The 15,954-nt window shown below is 60.1% G+C and carries 8 protein-coding genes; 3 read left to right on the forward strand and 5 right to left on the reverse strand.

The window, feature by feature from the left end; translation table 11 throughout:
* Window positions 1-202: 202 nt before the first annotated feature.
* Window positions 203-1,042, forward strand: a complete 840-nt coding sequence (locus GTU76_RS04525) for a 23S rRNA (adenine(2030)-N(6))-methyltransferase RlmJ (RefSeq protein WP_007915674.1) — start codon at window positions 203-205, stop codon at window positions 1,040-1,042.
* A 129-nt stretch (window positions 1,043-1,171) separates the two neighbouring features.
* Here the strand turns inward: GTU76_RS04525 and msrA are convergent, their stop codons facing one another.
* From msrA to aceE, 5 genes are all read right to left on the reverse strand, one after another.
* Window positions 1,172-1,837, reverse strand: coding sequence for a peptide-methionine (S)-S-oxide reductase MsrA (msrA, locus tag GTU76_RS04530; protein WP_016985652.1), 666 nt, complete (start codon window positions 1,835-1,837; stop codon window positions 1,172-1,174).
* Between the two features lie 207 nt (window positions 1,838-2,044).
* Window positions 2,045-4,741 (reverse strand): putative bifunctional diguanylate cyclase/phosphodiesterase, encoded by a 2,697-nt coding sequence (locus tag GTU76_RS04535; protein ID WP_175552983.1) that lies wholly within the window; start codon window positions 4,739-4,741, stop codon window positions 2,045-2,047.
* Window positions 4,742-4,993: 252 nt separating this feature from the next.
* Window positions 4,994-6,391, reverse strand: coding sequence for an alkaline phosphatase D family protein (locus GTU76_RS04540; RefSeq protein WP_180698142.1), 1,398 nt, complete (start codon window positions 6,389-6,391; stop codon window positions 4,994-4,996).
* A gap of 277 nt (window positions 6,392-6,668) precedes the next feature.
* Window positions 6,669-8,630, reverse strand: a complete 1,962-nt coding sequence (gene aceF, locus GTU76_RS04545) for a dihydrolipoyllysine-residue acetyltransferase (RefSeq protein WP_180698143.1) — start codon at window positions 8,628-8,630, stop codon at window positions 6,669-6,671.
* An 11-nt stretch (window positions 8,631-8,641) separates the two neighbouring features.
* Window positions 8,642-11,287, reverse strand: a complete 2,646-nt coding sequence (aceE, locus tag GTU76_RS04550) for a pyruvate dehydrogenase (acetyl-transferring), homodimeric type (RefSeq protein WP_180698144.1) — start codon at window positions 11,285-11,287, stop codon at window positions 8,642-8,644.
* Window positions 11,288-11,671: 384 nt separating this feature from the next.
* On the opposite strand from aceE, the gene glnE reads away from it, so the two are divergent.
* Both glnE and waaF read left to right on the forward strand, forming a co-directional pair.
* Window positions 11,672-14,611 carry a bifunctional [glutamate--ammonia ligase]-adenylyl-L-tyrosine phosphorylase/[glutamate--ammonia-ligase] adenylyltransferase gene (gene glnE, locus GTU76_RS04555; RefSeq protein WP_180698145.1) on the forward strand — a complete coding sequence of 980 codons (2,940 nt, stop codon included), beginning with the start codon at window positions 11,672-11,674 and terminating at the stop codon, window positions 14,609-14,611.
* Window positions 14,612-14,918: 307 nt separating this feature from the next.
* Window positions 14,919-15,953, forward strand: coding sequence for a lipopolysaccharide heptosyltransferase II (waaF, locus tag GTU76_RS04560; protein ID WP_016985657.1), 1,035 nt, complete (start codon window positions 14,919-14,921; stop codon window positions 15,951-15,953).
* The last annotated feature ends 1 nt before the right edge of the window (window position 15,954 follow it).

Here is a 15,954-nt window from a genome sequence, read left to right on the forward strand (position 1 = left end):
CCCAAGACACAGGCCATCTCCTTCGCGATGAGCAATGTGTCTATTAAAATGTGTCCACCATGTCTCCGAACACCTGTCCACCATGTGTCCGGTACATACAGGGAGAGGGCTAGGGTGAGGGCAGGCTTTCGTCCGCTCGGCTGTGAACCCCTGACTTGCCGCCCGGTAAAAGGTAAACTTTGCGCCCTTCGCAGGAGCAGCCATGAATTATCGTCACGCCTTCCATGCCGGCAATCACGCCGATGTGTTCAAACACCTGACCTTGACCCGCCTCATCGCCCTGATGTCGCGCAAGGAGCAGCCGTTTGCCTATCTCGACACGCACGCCGGCATCGGTCTGTATGACTTGCAGGGCGATCAGGCCAACCGTACCGGTGAGTACCTGGAAGGCATTGCGCGCTTGTGGGATCAGCCGGATCTGCCGGCGCTGACCGCCGACTACATGAAGGTGTTGCACGAGATGAACCCGGATGGCCAGCTGCGCTACTACCCGGGTTCGCCGGAGCTGGCGCGGCGCCTGACCCGCCCGCAGGATCGGGTGATGCTCAACGAGAAGCACCCGGAAGACGGCGTGCTGCTCAAGGACAACATGGCTGGCGATCGTCGGGTCAAGGTTCATCTCGGCGAAGGCTGGCACGTCGCGCGGGCGATGTTGCCGGTGCAGGAGAAGCGCGCGGTGATGTTGATTGATCCGCCGTTCGAGCAGCTCGATGAGATGCAGCGTTGCGCGGCGTCGTTGAAAGAGGCGATTGGCCGCATGCGCCAAACCGTGGCGGCGATCTGGTATCCGGTGAAGGATCAGCGCGCGTTGCGTCGTTTCTATCAGGATCTGGCTGGCACCGGTGCGCCGAAATTGCTGCGTGTGGAGCTGCTGGTGCATCCGCTGGACACACCGAACAGCCTGAACGGCTCGGGGATGGCGATTGCCAATCCGCCGTGGGGGCTGGAGGAAGAATTGCGTGAGTTGCTGCCGTGGTTGTCGAAGAAGCTGGGGCAGACCCAGGGTGGGTGGCAGATGGATTGGTTGATTGCCGAGAGCTGATCAACGGCAAGATCAAAAGATCGCAGCCTGCGGCAGCTCCTACACGGTTCGGCGTCGTACACCAATGTGCGGACGATCACTGATCTCCTGTAGGAGCTGCCGCAGGCTGCGATCTTTTGCTTTCAGGATTTAATTACCCGCCAGGCTCGCTGGCATGCACACGCCGGTGCCGCCAATCCCGCAATAACCCTCAGGGTTCTTCGCCAGATATTGCTGGTGATACGTCTCGGCGAAGTACACGGTCGGCGCCTGTTCGATCTCGGTGCTGATTTCCCCCAGACCCGCTTTCGACAGCTCGGCCTGATAGGTCGCTTTGCTTTTCAGCGCAGCATCCAGATGCTCAGGCGAGGTCGCGTAGATCACCGAGCGGTACTGCGTGCCGATGTCGTTGCCCTGGCGCATGCCCTGCGTCGGGTTGTGCAGCTCCCAGAACATCGCCAGCAGCTCTTCGTAGCTGACTTTGGCCTTGTCATACACCACCAGCACCACTTCCGCGTGGCCGGTCAGGCCCGAGCAGACTTCTTCGTAGGTCGGGTTCGGCGTGAAACCGCCGGCATAACCCACCACCGTGCTGACCACGCCTTCACGCTGCCAGAAGCGGCGCTCGGCGCCCCAGAAGCAGCCCAGACCGAAAATCGCAAAGTCGACGTCCTGGAAAAACGGGCCAAGCAGCGGGGTTTCTTCGAAGACGAAGTGCTTTTCAGGCAGGGTCATCGCGGTTTCGCGGCCGGGCAGAGCTTGTTCTTTAGTCGGGAGCACGTTTTTGTTCACCAGAATTTCCGAGCGCAGAACCATGATCGTTCCTCTCAGTCAGGTTGGATGTAAAAAGTCAGACCGCCAGTGTGCCCAATGATGCCCGAATTCGCACTATCCAAATGTGGGAGCGAGCTTGCTCGCGAAAGCGCTGTAGCATTCAACATTTGCAGTGACTGACCCACCGCTTTCGCGAGCAAGCTCGCTCCCACAGGGGGAATTCATCCATAGGGGGAGTTTGCGGTGTTTTTAGAGGCAGAGCGGGCCGCGAGGGTAGCGTTTCAGCGCTTGGATGAGTTCTGCGCCCGGGATCGGCCGGTCGAACAGGTAGCCTTGGCCGACGTCACAACGGTGGCGACGCAGGAACGCCAGTTGTTCGGCGGTCTCGATGCCTTCCGCCACGACCTTGAGTTTCAGGTTGTGCGCCATGGCGATCACCGCTGAGGTGATTTCCATGTCGTCCTGGTTGTCGGGGATTTCATGGATGAAGCTGCGATCGATCTTGATGATGTCGATCGGGAATTTCTTCAAATAGCTCAGCGACGAATAACCGGTGCCGAAGTCGTCCATGGCCAGCGTCAGCCCGAGGCGCTTGAGTTGGTCGAGCTGCAAGTGCGTGTCTTCAGTGGCTTCCAGCAGCAGGCCTTCGGTCAGCTCCAGCTCGAGCAGATTGGCCGGCAGCGCTTCTTCCTTGAGGATGTTGGCGATGGAGGCGACCAGATCCGGGTCGGAGAACTGTTTCGGCGACAGGTTGATCGCCACTTGCAGATTGCCCATCCCGGCAGCGGTCAGCGCTTTGCTCATGCGGCAGGCCTGGCGCGCGATCCACTTGCCGATCGGAATGATCAGGCCGGTTTCTTCGGCGACGCTGATGAACTGGTCCGGGCGGATCATCCCGCGTTCCGGGTGATTCCAGCGCAGCAGCGCTTCCATGCCCAGCAGGCGACCGCTGCGCAGGCACAGCTTGGGCTGGTAGAACACGTCCAGTTCGTTCTGGGTCAGCGCGCGGCGCAGGTTGTTCTCGACGAACAGTTTGTAACTGGCCTCGGCGTTCAGCGCCTCGGTGAAGACTTGCACCTGATGTTTGCCGTTGGCCTTGGCCTTGTGCAGCGCCAGACCGGCGTTACGCATCAGCGTTTGCGGGTCGCGGCCATGCAACGGCGCGCAGGCCAGGCCCACGGAGCCGGTGACGCTGATCAACTGGTTGTCGACGAACATCGGTTTGTCGAGGGTCGCCAGCAACTGGTTGGCGATCTGCTGGCCGGCGGCAAGGTCGGTGTCGTCGAGCAATACCGCAAATTCGTTACTGGCGAACCGCGCGAGGCTGCCGCTTGGGCTCAGGCTATTACGCAGACGCCGAGCAAGGCTGATCAGCAGTTTGTCGCCAGTCTGGTGACCGAGGCTGTCGTTGATCCGCTTGAAGTTGTCGATGTCCACCAGCAACAGGCTGATCGGCGTATCGCTATCGCGGGCGAAGCGTTCGTCCAGATTGCGGATAAACGCCGGGCGATTGCCGAGGTTGGTCAGGTTGTCGGTGTAGGCCAGACGTTCGATGCGCTGCTGCGCCAGTTTGGTCTGGGTGATGTCTTCGTAGATGCCGATGTAGTGCGTCAGTTCGCGGTTGTCACCGTACACCTTGGAGATCGACAGCTGGCCCCAGTACGGTTCGAGGTTCTTGCGCCGGCTCTTGAATTCGCCCTGCCAGCTGTTGCTCTTGGCCAGCGCCGAGGGCGCGTCGAACAGCAGCTCGCTGAGGTTTTCCAGCGCCGGCAGCTCGGACAGGCGCTGGCCGTGGACTTCTTCGGTGGTGTACTGGGTGATCGCGGTGAAGCTCGGGTTGACGTACTCGACCACGCCGTCGCAATTGACCAGCAAAAACGCGTTGGCGCTTTGCTCGACCGCACGCTGGAACAGGTGCAAGGCGCTGGTGGCGGTGCGGCGGTTGTGGTTGTTGATGACTTGCGCGAACTGGTCGGCGAGCTCGCCGGCAAAGGCGATTTCATCGGATTGCCAGGCGCGGGTGACACCGGTCTGCTCCAGGCACAACACGCCGACCACCTGGCCATCGACACGAATGCTGGCGTCGAGCATGGCGTTGACGTCGCGCGGGCGCAGGGCTTCGGCCATCTCGCGGGTGCGCGGGTCGCGCATCGCGTTGTGTGCATCGATGGCGCGGCTACTGTGCAGCGCTTCCATGTAGTCGGGGAAGCTGCTGATGTCGATCACGTCCGGGAGGATGTATTCCTGGGGCGCGCGGTGGTACGCGGAGATCGGTACCAGTTGCTGACCTTCGAGGTTCCACAGGCTGGCGCAGTCGATTTCATAGATATCGCAGGCGCAACGAGTGATCAGTTCAGCGGCTTCCTGCAGCGAGTTGTGCGTGCTGTAACGCTGACGTGCGAGCAGCAGAATCAGGTCCTGCTGGGCGCGCACGCGTTCCAGGTGCAGCAGTTGTTCCTGCTGGGCGCGTTGATTGAGTTCAAGGGCGATTTGCAGGCGCGAATTCTGCGTTTCGAGGTCGACGGAGGGCGGCAGCGGCACTTCATCGAAGACGTGATCGACCGCCAGCAGATAGCCGCGCAGCAGATGACGGTTGTGTTGTTTGTAGGCTTCGCCCAGCTCCAGGATGTTCAGCGCACCGGCCGCGGTGTGCAGGGTATAGCGCACCAGATAATGCGGGCTGACGGTCAGTTGTTGCTGGATCGCGTCGTGCAGTTGATAGCGCGCTTCGGGTTCCATCAGGCTGGCGTAGGGTGAGCCGACCAGCGCACAGAGTTCGACGGCCGGCTGGCCGAACTGGCGTTCGCAGTTGGGATCAAGAAACAGCATGGCCCAGCTGGCTTCATTCAAGCGCTCGAAACGCAGCATGCCGAGCCGCGAGGGCACAGGCAACTGCGTCACTACCTCGGCCGCCATACGGCTGGCGGCATCGGGTTGGCTCTTCATGAAGGGAACTCGCTTGGAAATATGCTGAACGCGCTGGGCTCGCGCCCTCTTTACTGTTGCCTGCGGCAAGGTTGCATCATTGCGGCACCGACTGACAAGAGACATGAAGGCCAAGTGCTATAAGAATATGTCGGCTGCACTGAACATTTCTCCAGCGCGTCGTTGAAATGAGTAAAAGATTGCAGCCTTCGCCAGTGTCTACAGGGGAAGGCGCCCTCTGCAGGGGCTGCCGAAGGCTGCGATCTTTAAGGCTTAGCGCAGTTTTATGGCGATCGACTGCAGCTGTTTGCCATCGCGGTCATGGTAATTGACCTGAATCTGCCCAGCCTCGACCACCAGGTGGGCGAAATTGTCTTCACTGACCACCGTGCTGGTCAGCTCATGCTTGTAGTCACCCGCCGCCGTGCGCACCAGCGGATGATCGAGAATGAACGTGGACGCTTTGGCATACGGCAGCAGTTTGCTGTTGCACAGCGGTGAGGACACCACCGTATGGACTTCAAAGTCGGGGTCTTCGCTGTGGGTCAAACGAGCAGTCAGCGAGCCATGCACGTCCCCGGAGATGAACACGACATTCCTGATCTGTCGGGTGCGGATGGTTTCCAGTAGACGCAGACGCTGCTCGGGGAAGGCTTTCCAGGCATCATCGCCGTGGAGTTTGCGATCCGGATAGAACATCACGCTGGTGACTACGAACTTGACCCGTGCAGTGCTGTTGCTCAGCCATTTGAGCAAGGCTTGTTCCTGTGCCTCGTCGAGGATCCGTCGATCATCGGCTGACAAGTTGCGCCGGGTGCGACTGTCAGTGACAAACCATTCGATATCGCCGTCGCTGAATTGATACCAGTAATGCTCAAGTGTCGAGTGATCTATTTCACCGTTAGTGGTCAGCGGATGTACCGGGCTATGACTGGCTTGATACAACTCATAAGCGGCCATGGCGTTGCGATATAAAGCGCCGTCGGACTTGCTGGCATTGGCGGGCCAGTTATCTTCGATTTCGTGATCGTCGAGAATCATGTAAGTCGAAGTGCCGGACATCAGTCGTTTAATATTCGGCTGGGAAAAAGCCGCGCGATACTTGCTTAGGATATCTTTATATTCGCGATCCGGTGCTAGCAGATTCAAATCGTCGACGTAAATTTGATCGCCGGTCATCAATACCGCGCTGATCGGTGGTTGTATGCCTTCGATCAGATGATTGATGGACGCAAAAATCCGGTCGCCCAGTTGCGGCAGGGAGGCGATGCCGGCAGTCATGCGCAGGTAGCGGCAGGAGCCGACGATATAGGCTCTGGGTTGCAGGGCTTTGCTGGATCGGGTGCGCAGGCGATAGATCTCCCGCGGCCATTGCAACGGCAACTCGGCAACGCTGTCCGGGGTATGCACCGGGTTCATCGGGCTGAACCAGCCGGCCTGAAATTCATATTCTGTGTCGGCACTCAAGTTGTTGAGGGCGAACACATGTGACATGTCACGTAATTCGCTCAGATGCGCGAAGTTACCGTTGGACCATTGTTGTGTACCGTAAGCGCGATAACGCACTCCGGCAAATACCCTTGAACTGTTCTGCCGGTCGCCACGCATGAAGATGCGTGCATGATGAGTTGTAACGTGGCCGACAATCGGGCCGATAGTTGGTTTTAACATGTCGAATCCATTCGAATTAACTTGAGTTGACAGGGTTCTACTAAATTTTATTAGTTGAATTGGCTGCGCCTAGGTTAGTTGCGTATCGAATAAAAAAGATCAGTGCCAAGCCGACCAGAGTTGTGGCCGATATCAGCGCAACGTGTGGGAAAAAGAAGAGAAGGGTATTTTCTTCAGGCAAAAAAAAGCCCCGCCAAACTGACGGGGTTGAGGTACGAGCGTGTGGCGCTCGAAAGGGTGCAGCAATCGGCCCTCCGTCGCCGGAGGGCCGATCGAGTTACAGCAGGATCGTGCGAATGTCCGCCAGCAGGCTGCCCAGACGCTGGGTGAAGCGTGCGGCAGCGGCGCCGTTGATCACACGGTGATCGTAGGACAGCGACAGCGGCAGCATCAGTTTCGGCTGGAAGGCTTTGCCGTCCCAGACTGGCTGGATGGTTGCCTTGGAAACACCGAGGATCGCCACTTCCGGCGCGTTGACGATCGGCGTGAAGCCGGTGCCGCCAATGTGGCCGAGGCTGGAAATGGTGAAGCACGCGCCTTGCATGTCGTCAGCGGTGAGCTTCTTGTCGCGGGCTTTGGCGGCCAGCGCAGCGGCTTCGGCTGCCAGTTGCAGCAGACTCTTCTGGTCGACGTTCTTGATGACCGGTACCAGCAGGCCATCCGGGGTGTCGACGGCGAAGCCGATGTTCACGTATTTCTTGCGGATGATCGCTTTGCCGCTTGGTGCCAGCGAACTGTTGAAGTCCGGCAGCTCCTTGAGCATGTGCGCGCACGACTTGAGCAGCAGCGGCAGGATGGTCAGCTTGACGCCAGCCTTCTCTGCAACGGCTTTCTGTGCAACGCGGAAGGCTTCCAGCTCGGTGATATCAGCCGAATCGAACTGAGTCACGTGCGGGATGTTCAGCCAGCTGCGGTGCAGGCTCGACGCGCCGATCTGCATCAGGCGAGTCATCGGCACTTCTTCGATTTCACCGAAACGGCTGAAATCGACGACCGGAATCGGCGGGATGCCCGCGCCACCGGTTGCGCCAGCAGCAGCGGCCGGTGCTTCCTTGGCCTTCTGCATCATCGCTTTGACGTAAACCTGCACGTCTTCTTTCAAGATACGACCGTGCGGGCCGCTGGCGCCGACAGCGTTCAGCTCGACGCCGAACTCACGGGCCAGTTGACGCACCGCTGGGCCGGCGTGAACTTTCGCGCCCGGCTTGGCCGGTGCGGCGGCTGGAGCGGCAGCAGGTGCAGGTGCAGCGGCAGCCGGAGCAGCAGGTGCTGGAGCACTTGGTGCAGCAGCGGCAGCTGGAGCCGGGGCAGCAGCAGGGGCCGCGCCTTTGACTTTCAGCTTCAGAATCAGGTCGCCGGTACCGACTTCGTCATCCAGCTTGATGGAAACGCTTTCCACCACGCCAGCAGCAGGCGATGGAATTTCCATGCTCGCCTTGTCGGATTCCAGAGTGATCAGCGACTGGTCGGCTTCAACGCTGTCGCCAGCCTTGACCAGCACTTCGATGATCTTGGCTTTGCCAGCCGAGCCGATGTCCGGAACGTGGATGTCCTGAACGCTGTCAGCCACCGGTGCTGCTGGCGCGGCTGCTGGAGCAGGCGCAGCGGCAGCGGCCGGAGCAGCAGCCTGAGCCGGAGCGGCAGCAGCAGGGGCCGCAGCACCCGCCACTTCCAGATCCAGAATCAGGTCGCCGGTGCCGACTTCGTCGTTGAGCTTGACGCTGATGGCCTTGACCACGCCAGCGGCAGGCGACGGGATTTCCATGCTCGCCTTGTCGGATTCCAGAGTGATCAAAGATTGATCAGCTTCGACGGTGTCGCCGACCTTGACCTGAATCTCGATGATCTGCGCTTTGCCCGACGAGCCGATGTCCGGCACGTGCACTTGCTGAACCGAAGCGGCAGCAGGGGCAGCGGCCGGTGCAGCGGCAGCAGGAGCGGCAGCCGGTTTGGCTTCAGCTTTTGCAGCCGGCGCAGCGGCTGGAGCAGGGGCCGCTTCAGCGGCGCCCTCGACTTCCAGCTCAAGCAGTTCGTCGCCTTCTTTCAGACGGTCACCCAGCTTTACTTTCAGGCTTTTGATGACGCCGGCTTTCGGGGCCGGCACTTCCATGCTGGCCTTGTCCGATTCCAGGGTCAGGATGCTCTGGTCGGCTTCGATACGGTCGCCGACCTTCACAAACAGTTCAATTACTTCACCTTCACCGCTGCCGATGTCAGGTACGCGAATGAGTTCGCTCACAAAATGTCTCCTCAGCAGTCCAGTGGGTTGCGTTTTTCCGGGTCGATGCCGAACTTGACGATGGCTTCAGCCACCACCTTAGGTTCGATATCACCACGGTCAGCCAGTGCTTCCAGGGCTGCCAACACCACGAAATGACGGTCAACTTCGAAGAAATGACGCAGTTTCTTGCGGCTGTCGCTGCGGCCGAAACCGTCGGTGCCGAGGACTTTGAATTCCTTGGACGGTACCCACTGACGGATCTGCTCGGCGAACAGCTTCATGTAGTCGGTAGAGGCTATGACCGGACCTTTACGGCCGTTCAGGCACTCTTCGACGTAGCTCAGCTTAGGCTTCTGGCCCGGCTTCAGACGGTTGCTGCGCTCGACAGCGAGGCCGTCGCGACGCAGTTCGTTGAAGCTGGTAACGCTCCAGACGTCAGCGCCGACGTTGAACTCTTCACGCAGGATCTTCGCCGCTTCACGGACTTCACGCAGGATGGTGCCGGAGCCCATCAGCTGTACGTGGTGCGCCGCATCGCGGGTGTCTTCTTCGAGCAGGTACATGCCTTTCTTGATGCCTTCTTCGGCACCGGCCGGCATGGCTGGCTGCTGGTACGACTCGTTCATCACGGTGATGTAGTAGAAGATGTCCTGTTGCTCTTCGGTCATCTTCTTCATGCCGTCCTGAATGATCACCGCCAGCTCGTAGCCGTAGGTTGGATCGTAGGTGCGGCAGTTCGGGATGGTCGCGGCCAGCAGGTGGCTGTGACCGTCTTCGTGTTGCAGACCTTCACCGTTCAGGGTGGTACGACCGGCGGTGCCGCCGATCAGGAAGCCACGGGTACGGCTGTCGCCAGCGGCCCAGGCCAGGTCGCCAATCCGCTGGAAGCCGAACATCGAGTAGAAGATGTAGAACGGCAGCATCGGCTGGTTGTGGCTGGAGTACGAAGTACCGGCGGCAATGAAGGAGCTCATGGCGCCTGCTTCGTTGATGCCTTCTTCAAGGATCTGACCTTTCTGGTCTTCCTTGTAGAACATCACCTGGTCTTTATCGACTGGCTCGTAGAGCTGGCCGACGGACGAGTAGATGCCGAGCTGACGGAACATGCCTTCCATACCGAAGGTACGGGCTTCGTCCGGGATGATCGGAACGATGCGCGGGCCGATTTCCTTGTCCTTGACCAGTTGCGCGAGGATCCGCACGAACGCCATGGTGGTGGAAATTTCACGGTCGCCGGAGCCGTCAAGGATCGCCTTGAGGGTGTCCAGGTCCGGCGTCGGCACGCTGAAGCTCTGTACGCGGCGCTGAGGTACGAAACCGCCCAGTGCAGTGCGACGCTCGCTGAGGTAGCGGGCTTCGGCGCTGTTTGGCTCTGGCTTGAAGAACGGCAGGTTCTCCAGCTCTTCGTCCTTGACCGGGATGTCGAAACGATCGCGGAACAACTTCAGGCTGTCGACGTCGACTTTCTTGGTGTTGTGCGCAGTGTTTTTCGCTTCGCCGGCACCGGTGCCATAACCCTTGATGGTCTTGGCCAGGATGACGGTTGGTTGTTCTTTGTGGTTGACCGCTTCGTGGTACGCCGCATAGACCTTGTACGGGTCGTGGCCGCCACGGTTGAGTTTCCAGATCTCGTCGTCGGACAGATCAGCAACCATCGCCTTGAGTTCTGGCGTGTTGAAGAAGTGTTCACGGACGAACGCGCCGTCTTTGGCCTTGTAGTTCTGGTACTCGCCGTCGATGACTTCGTCCATGCGACGTTGCAGGATGCCGTCGACGTCTTTGGCCAGCAGTGGATCCCAGAAACGGCCCCAGATGACTTTGGTCACGTTCCACTGAGCACCGCGGAACACGCCTTCGAGTTCCTGGATGATCTTGCCGTTGCCGCGAACCGGGCCGTCGAGGCGCTGCAGGTTGCAGTTGATGACGAAGATCAGGTTGTCCAGCTTCTCGCGGCCGGCCAGGGAGATGGCGCCCAGAGATTCCGGCTCGTCGCACTCGCCGTCGCCCAGGAAGCACCAGACTTTCTGTTTGCCCGGCTGGATGAAGCCGCGGTGTTCCAGATACTTCATGAAGCGTGCCTGGTAGATCGCCTGGATCGGACCCAGACCCATGGATACGGTCGGGAACTGCCAGAAGTCAGGCATCAGCCAAGGGTGCGGGTAGGACGACAGGCCCTGACCGTCGACTTCCTGGCGGAAGTTGTTCATCTGGTCTTCGGTGATGCGACCTTCCATGAACGCACGGGCGTAAACGCCTGGCGAAGTGTGGCCCTGGAAGTAGATCAGGTCGCCGCCGTGTTCGTCGGTCGGGGCCTGGAAGAAGTAGTTGAAGCCGATGTCATACAGGGTCGCACTGGAAGCGAAGCTGGAGATGTGACCACCCAGGTCAGAATCTTTCAGGTTCGTACGCATTACCATGGCCATCGCGTTCCAGCGTACCAGCGAGCGAATGCGGCGTTCCATGAACAGGTCGCCAGGCATGCGTGCTTCGTGGGTTACCGGGATGGTGTTGCGGTAAGGCGTGGTGATGGCGTAAGGGAGCTGCGAGCCGCTGCGGGTCGCGAGTTCGCCCATACGGGTCATCAGATAGTGAGCACGGTCTTCGCCTTCTTTGTCGAGAACCGATTCCAGGGCGTCCAGCCATTCCTGGGTTTCGACGGGATCGAGGTCTTGCATGGCTTGCTCCAGGGCGGAAAGGCTTCCAGAATCGGTTGCCTGAGTTTGCGACTGGCCTTGTGGGCAGACGATTTAAAATTCTTGGATTGCCGATAGGTTGTTCCGGCGGCGTGTAGTTTTACTACAAATCTTCCGGCATTTCAGCCTTTCGAATGTATAGACGAGTAGTAAAACTACAGAAGAATGGCTTGTGGCCTCCGGCTGCGTTGTGAGAATAATCGTTAAGGTTGGTCTTTTACCATCCGAAAAAGGTGAAACTTTGATGTTCGCTGCCAAAGAGAAAGAAATTTCAGCTATTTCTAACTTTTGTTCGACAGTCCTCCGGGTAGCGGGTTTTCACCAATCACTACAAGCGGCCATTTACACGCCGATCAAGGATAGACCATGACCCTGCCCGTGCTTGCCGAACTGCCCGCCATTCTCCTGCCGTTGGTCACTCGATCCGAGCAGTCGTTCCGTACGGCCGTCGCTGCGCTGGAAGACGATCACGGCTTCGCGGACTGGACGCCAGAGCGCTGGGCGCAGTTCGCCCGCGTCACCGCTGCCAGCGAATTCGTCATTGAACAGAGCGTTCGTGACCCTTTGATGTTGCTCACGCTGGTGCAGTCCGGCGAACTCGACCGGGCCTTCGCGCCGGGTGAATTGTGTGCGCAGATTGCTGCGGCAGTGAACGCCGCGCAAACCGAAGATGAACTCGGCCGCGCCTTGCGCCGCCAGCGCGCTCGCCATCAAGTGCGGATCATCTGGCGCGATCTCACCCGTCAGGCCGATCTGGTGCAGACCTGCCGCGATCTCTCGGACATGGCCGACGCCACCATCGACCAGGCTTATCAATGGTTGTACAGCCGCCATTGCGAACAATTCGGTACGCCGACCGGCCGCCGCAGCGGTGAGCCGCAGCAAATGGTCATCCTCGGCATGGGCAAGCTCGGCGCGGTCGAGTTGAACCTGTCTTCAGATATCGATCTGATCTTCGCCTACCCCGAGGGCGGCGAGACCGTCGGTGTGAAACGCGCGCTGGATAATCAGGAGTTTTTCATTCGTCTCGGCCAGCGCCTGATCAAGGCGCTGGACCCGATGACCGTCGACGGCTTTGTATTCCGTGTCGACATGCGCCTGCGCCCGTACGGTTCTTCCGGCGCGCTGGTGCTGAGCTTCAACGCGCTGGAGCAGTATTACCAGGATCAGGGTCGCGACTGGGAACGCTACGCGATGATCAAGGCGCGGGTGGTGGCCGGCGATCAGGTTGCGGGTGCGCAGTTGCTCGATATGCTGCGGCCGTTCGTTTATCGGCGTTATCTGGACTTCTCGGCGATCGAAGCGCTGCGCACCATGAAGCAGTTGATCCAGCAGGAAGTGCGGCGCAAGGGCATGGCCGAGAATATCAAGCTGGGCTCCGGTGGCATCCGTGAGGTCGAGTTTATTGCTCAGGCCTTTCAGTTGATCCACGGTGGCCGCGACTTGAGCTTGCAGCAGCGTCCTCTATTAAAGGTGTTGAGCACGCTGGAGGGGCAGGGTTATCTACCGCCGGCGGTGATCAGCGAGTTGCGCGAGGGCTACGAATTTCTGCGTTACACCGAACACGCGATTCAGGCGATCGCCGACCGCCAGACCCAAATGTTGCCGGACGGTGCGCAGGATCAGGCGCGTATTGCCTTCATGCTCGGTTTCGCCGACTGGGACGCCTTCCACGAAAAGCTGATGTTCTGGCGCGGGCGCGTGGCCTGGCACTTCGCGCAGGTAATTGCTGATCCCGACGAAGATGAAGGCGCCGAAAATGAAGTGGTGGTCGGCGGTGAATGGCTGCCGTTGTGGGAAGAGGCGCAGGACGAAGAGGCGGCGTGCCGTCAGTTGGAGGAGGGCGGTTTTGCCGATGCGAGCAAAGCCCTGAAAGCACTGGCCGGGTTGCGCGGCAGCCCGCAATTGCGCGCGATGCAGCGTCTGGGGCGTGAGCGTCTCGATGCCTTTATTCCGCGTCTGCTCGCCCAGGCGGTGGAGCACAACAATCCCGATCTGGTGCTCGAGCGGGTACTGCCGCTGGTTGAAGCGGTCGCCCGGCGTTCGGCGTATCTGGTCTTGCTGACGGAAAATCCCGGCGCCCTGCGACGCTTGCTGACGCTGTGTGCGGCGAGCCCGTGGATCGCTGAGCAGATCACACGCTTCCCGCTGCTGCTCGACGAATTGCTTAACGAAGGTCGCCTGTTCAAGCCGCCGCTGGCGCCGGAACTGGCGGCTGAACTGCGCGAGCGCCTGACGCGGATTCCCGAAGACGACCTCGAACAACAAATGGAAGCCTTGCGCCATTTCAAATTGGCGCACCGCTTGCGCGTGGCGGCGTCGGAAATCGCCGGCAGCCTGCCGCTGATGAAAGTCAGCGATTACCTGACCTGGCTGGCCGAGGCGATTCTCGAGCAAGTGCTGGCCCTGGCCTGGCGCCAGACGGTGGCCAAGTACGGCACGCCGCTGCGCACCGACGGCACCTTGTGCGATCCCGGCTTCATCATTGTTGGTTATGGCAAAGTCGGCGGTCTCGAACTGGGACATGGTTCGGACCTGGATCTGGTGTTTATCCACGACGGCGATCCGCAGGCGGAAACCGATGGGCCGAAGTCGATCGATGGCGCGCAGTTCTTCACCCGACTGGGGCAACGGATCATTCACCTGCTGACGGCGCAGACCAACTCCGGCCAGCTCTATGAAGTGGACATGCGTCTGCGGCCATCGGGTGCTTCGGGGTTGCTGGTCAGCTCGCTGGGGGCGTTTGCCCGCTATCAGGAAAATGAAGCCTGGACGTGGGAGCATCAGGCTTTGGTGCGGGCGCGGGTGCTGGTCGGCAGTCAGGATGTCGGTCAGGCATTCGATAAGGTTCGCGCGCAGGTTTTGGGCAAGGCGCGTGATCTGGCGAAGTTGCAACAGGAAGTCAGCGAGATGCGCGCGAAGATGCGCGATAACCTCGGCACCAAGAGCACCGCAGCCGGTACAGCGGCAAATGCCTTCGACGCCACGGCGCCGTTCGACCTCAAGCAGGACGCCGGTGGTATCGTCGATATTGAATTTATGGTGCAATACGCGGCTCTGGCGTGGTCGCAAAGCCACCCGCCACTGCTGCGCTGGACCGATAACATCCGCATTCTGGAAGAGTTGGAACACGAAGGGCTGATGCCGGCCGAAGATGCCAGCCTGTTGCGCGAGGCCTACAAAGCCTACCGCTCCGCCGCCCACCGGCAGGCCTTGCAGAAGGACGCCGGGGTGATACCAGGTGACCAGTTTGCCGACGAACGCCGGCAGGTTTTGCGGATCTGGAAAGAGATGGGGCTAAGCTGAAAGCGGTTTGTGCAGCACCCAATACCCTGTGGGAGCGAGCTTGCTCGCGAAGACGGAGTGTCAGACGACACCGATGTCGGATGTGACGGCCCCTTCGCGAGCAAGCTCGCTCCCACAGGGGATCTACAGTGTCTGTAGATCTGAAGCAGGACGAACAAACAATGTGGGAGCGAGCCTGCTCGCGATAGCGGAGTGACAGTCGACAGTCATGTTGAAGGTAATGACCCATCGCCAGCAGTGCCGTTCCCTCAGTGATTATCGAGGCGGGGAGGCGTAAATGCCTCCCCGGTTCGTTTATGGAAACCACATGAATATTCTGATCGTTGGGCCCAGTTGGGTCGGTGACATGGTGATGGCGCAGACACTGTTTCAGTGTCTCAAACAGCGCCACCCGCAGTGCGAAATCGACGTGCTGGCCCCCGAGTGGAGCCGGCCGATCCTTGAGCGCATGCCCGAAGTGCGCCAGGCCTTGAGCTTCCCGCTCGGCCACGGCGCGCTGGAGTTGGCGACGCGTCGGCGCATCGGTAAGTCCCTGCGTGGTCAGTACGACCAGGCGATCCTGCTGCCGAACTCGCTGAAATCGGCGCTGGTGCCGTTTTTCGCCGGCATCCCGAAACGCACCGGCTGGCGCGGCGAATTCCGCTACGGCTTGCTCAACGACGTGCGCATCCTCGACAAAGAACGCTATCCGCTGATGATCGAGCGTTTCATGGCGTTGGCCTATGAAGCGAACGCCGAGCTGCCGAAACCGTATCCACGTCCGAGCCTGCAAATCGACCCGGTGACCCGCGAAGCGGCGCTGGCCAAGTTCGGTCTGAGCCTCGATCGCCCGGTGTTGGCCCTGTGCCCCGGCGCCGAGTTCGGCGAGTCCAAGCGCTGGCCGTCCGAGCACTACGCCAAAGTCGCCGAGGCGCGCATCCGCGAAGGCTGGCAGGTGTGGCTGTTCGGCTCGAAAAACGATCACGCCGTCGGCGAAGATATCCGCGCACGTTTGATCCCGGGCCTGCGTGAAGAGTCGGTCAACCTCAGCGGCGGTACCTCGTTGGCCGAGGCCATCGACCTGATGTCCTGCGCCGACTCGGTGGTGTCCAACGACTCCGGCCTGATGCACGTTGCCGCCGCGCTGAACCGTCCATTGGTCGCCGTCTACGGCTCGACTTCGCCGGGTTTCACTCCGCCGTTGGCCGAGCACGTTGAAGTCGTCCGTCTGGGTCTCGATTGCAGTCCGTGCTTCGACCGTACCTGCCGTTTCGGCCATTACAACTGCCTGCGCCAGCTGATGCCGGACGCGGTCAACGATGCCTTGCAGAAATTGCAGGGCTCCGTGGTCGAGGTTCATTAAG

This window comes from Pseudomonas crudilactis, assembly GCF_013433315.1.
Classification (GTDB): domain Bacteria; phylum Pseudomonadota; class Gammaproteobacteria; order Pseudomonadales; family Pseudomonadaceae; genus Aquipseudomonas; species Aquipseudomonas crudilactis.

What these genes read in the sequence shown, in the direction of transcription:
- GTU76_RS04525 (WP_007915674.1), top strand. Translation starts at nt 203, where the DNA reads ATGAATTATCGTCACGCCTTCCATGCCGGCAATCACGCCGATGTGTTC.
- msrA (WP_016985652.1), bottom strand. Translation starts at nt 1,837, where the DNA reads ATGGTTCTGCGCTCGGAAATTCTGGTGAACAAAAACGTGCTCCCGACT.
- GTU76_RS04535 (WP_175552983.1), bottom strand. Translation starts at nt 4,741, where the DNA reads ATGAAGAGCCAACCCGATGCCGCCAGCCGTATGGCGGCCGAGGTAGTG.
- GTU76_RS04540 (WP_180698142.1), bottom strand. Translation starts at nt 6,391, where the DNA reads ATGTTAAAACCAACTATCGGCCCGATTGTCGGCCACGTTACAACTCAT.
- aceE (WP_180698144.1), bottom strand. Translation starts at nt 11,287, where the DNA reads ATGCAAGACCTCGATCCCGTCGAAACCCAGGAATGGCTGGACGCCCTG.
- glnE (WP_180698145.1), top strand. Translation starts at nt 11,672, where the DNA reads ATGACCCTGCCCGTGCTTGCCGAACTGCCCGCCATTCTCCTGCCGTTG.
- waaF (WP_016985657.1), top strand. Translation starts at nt 14,919, where the DNA reads ATGAATATTCTGATCGTTGGGCCCAGTTGGGTCGGTGACATGGTGATG.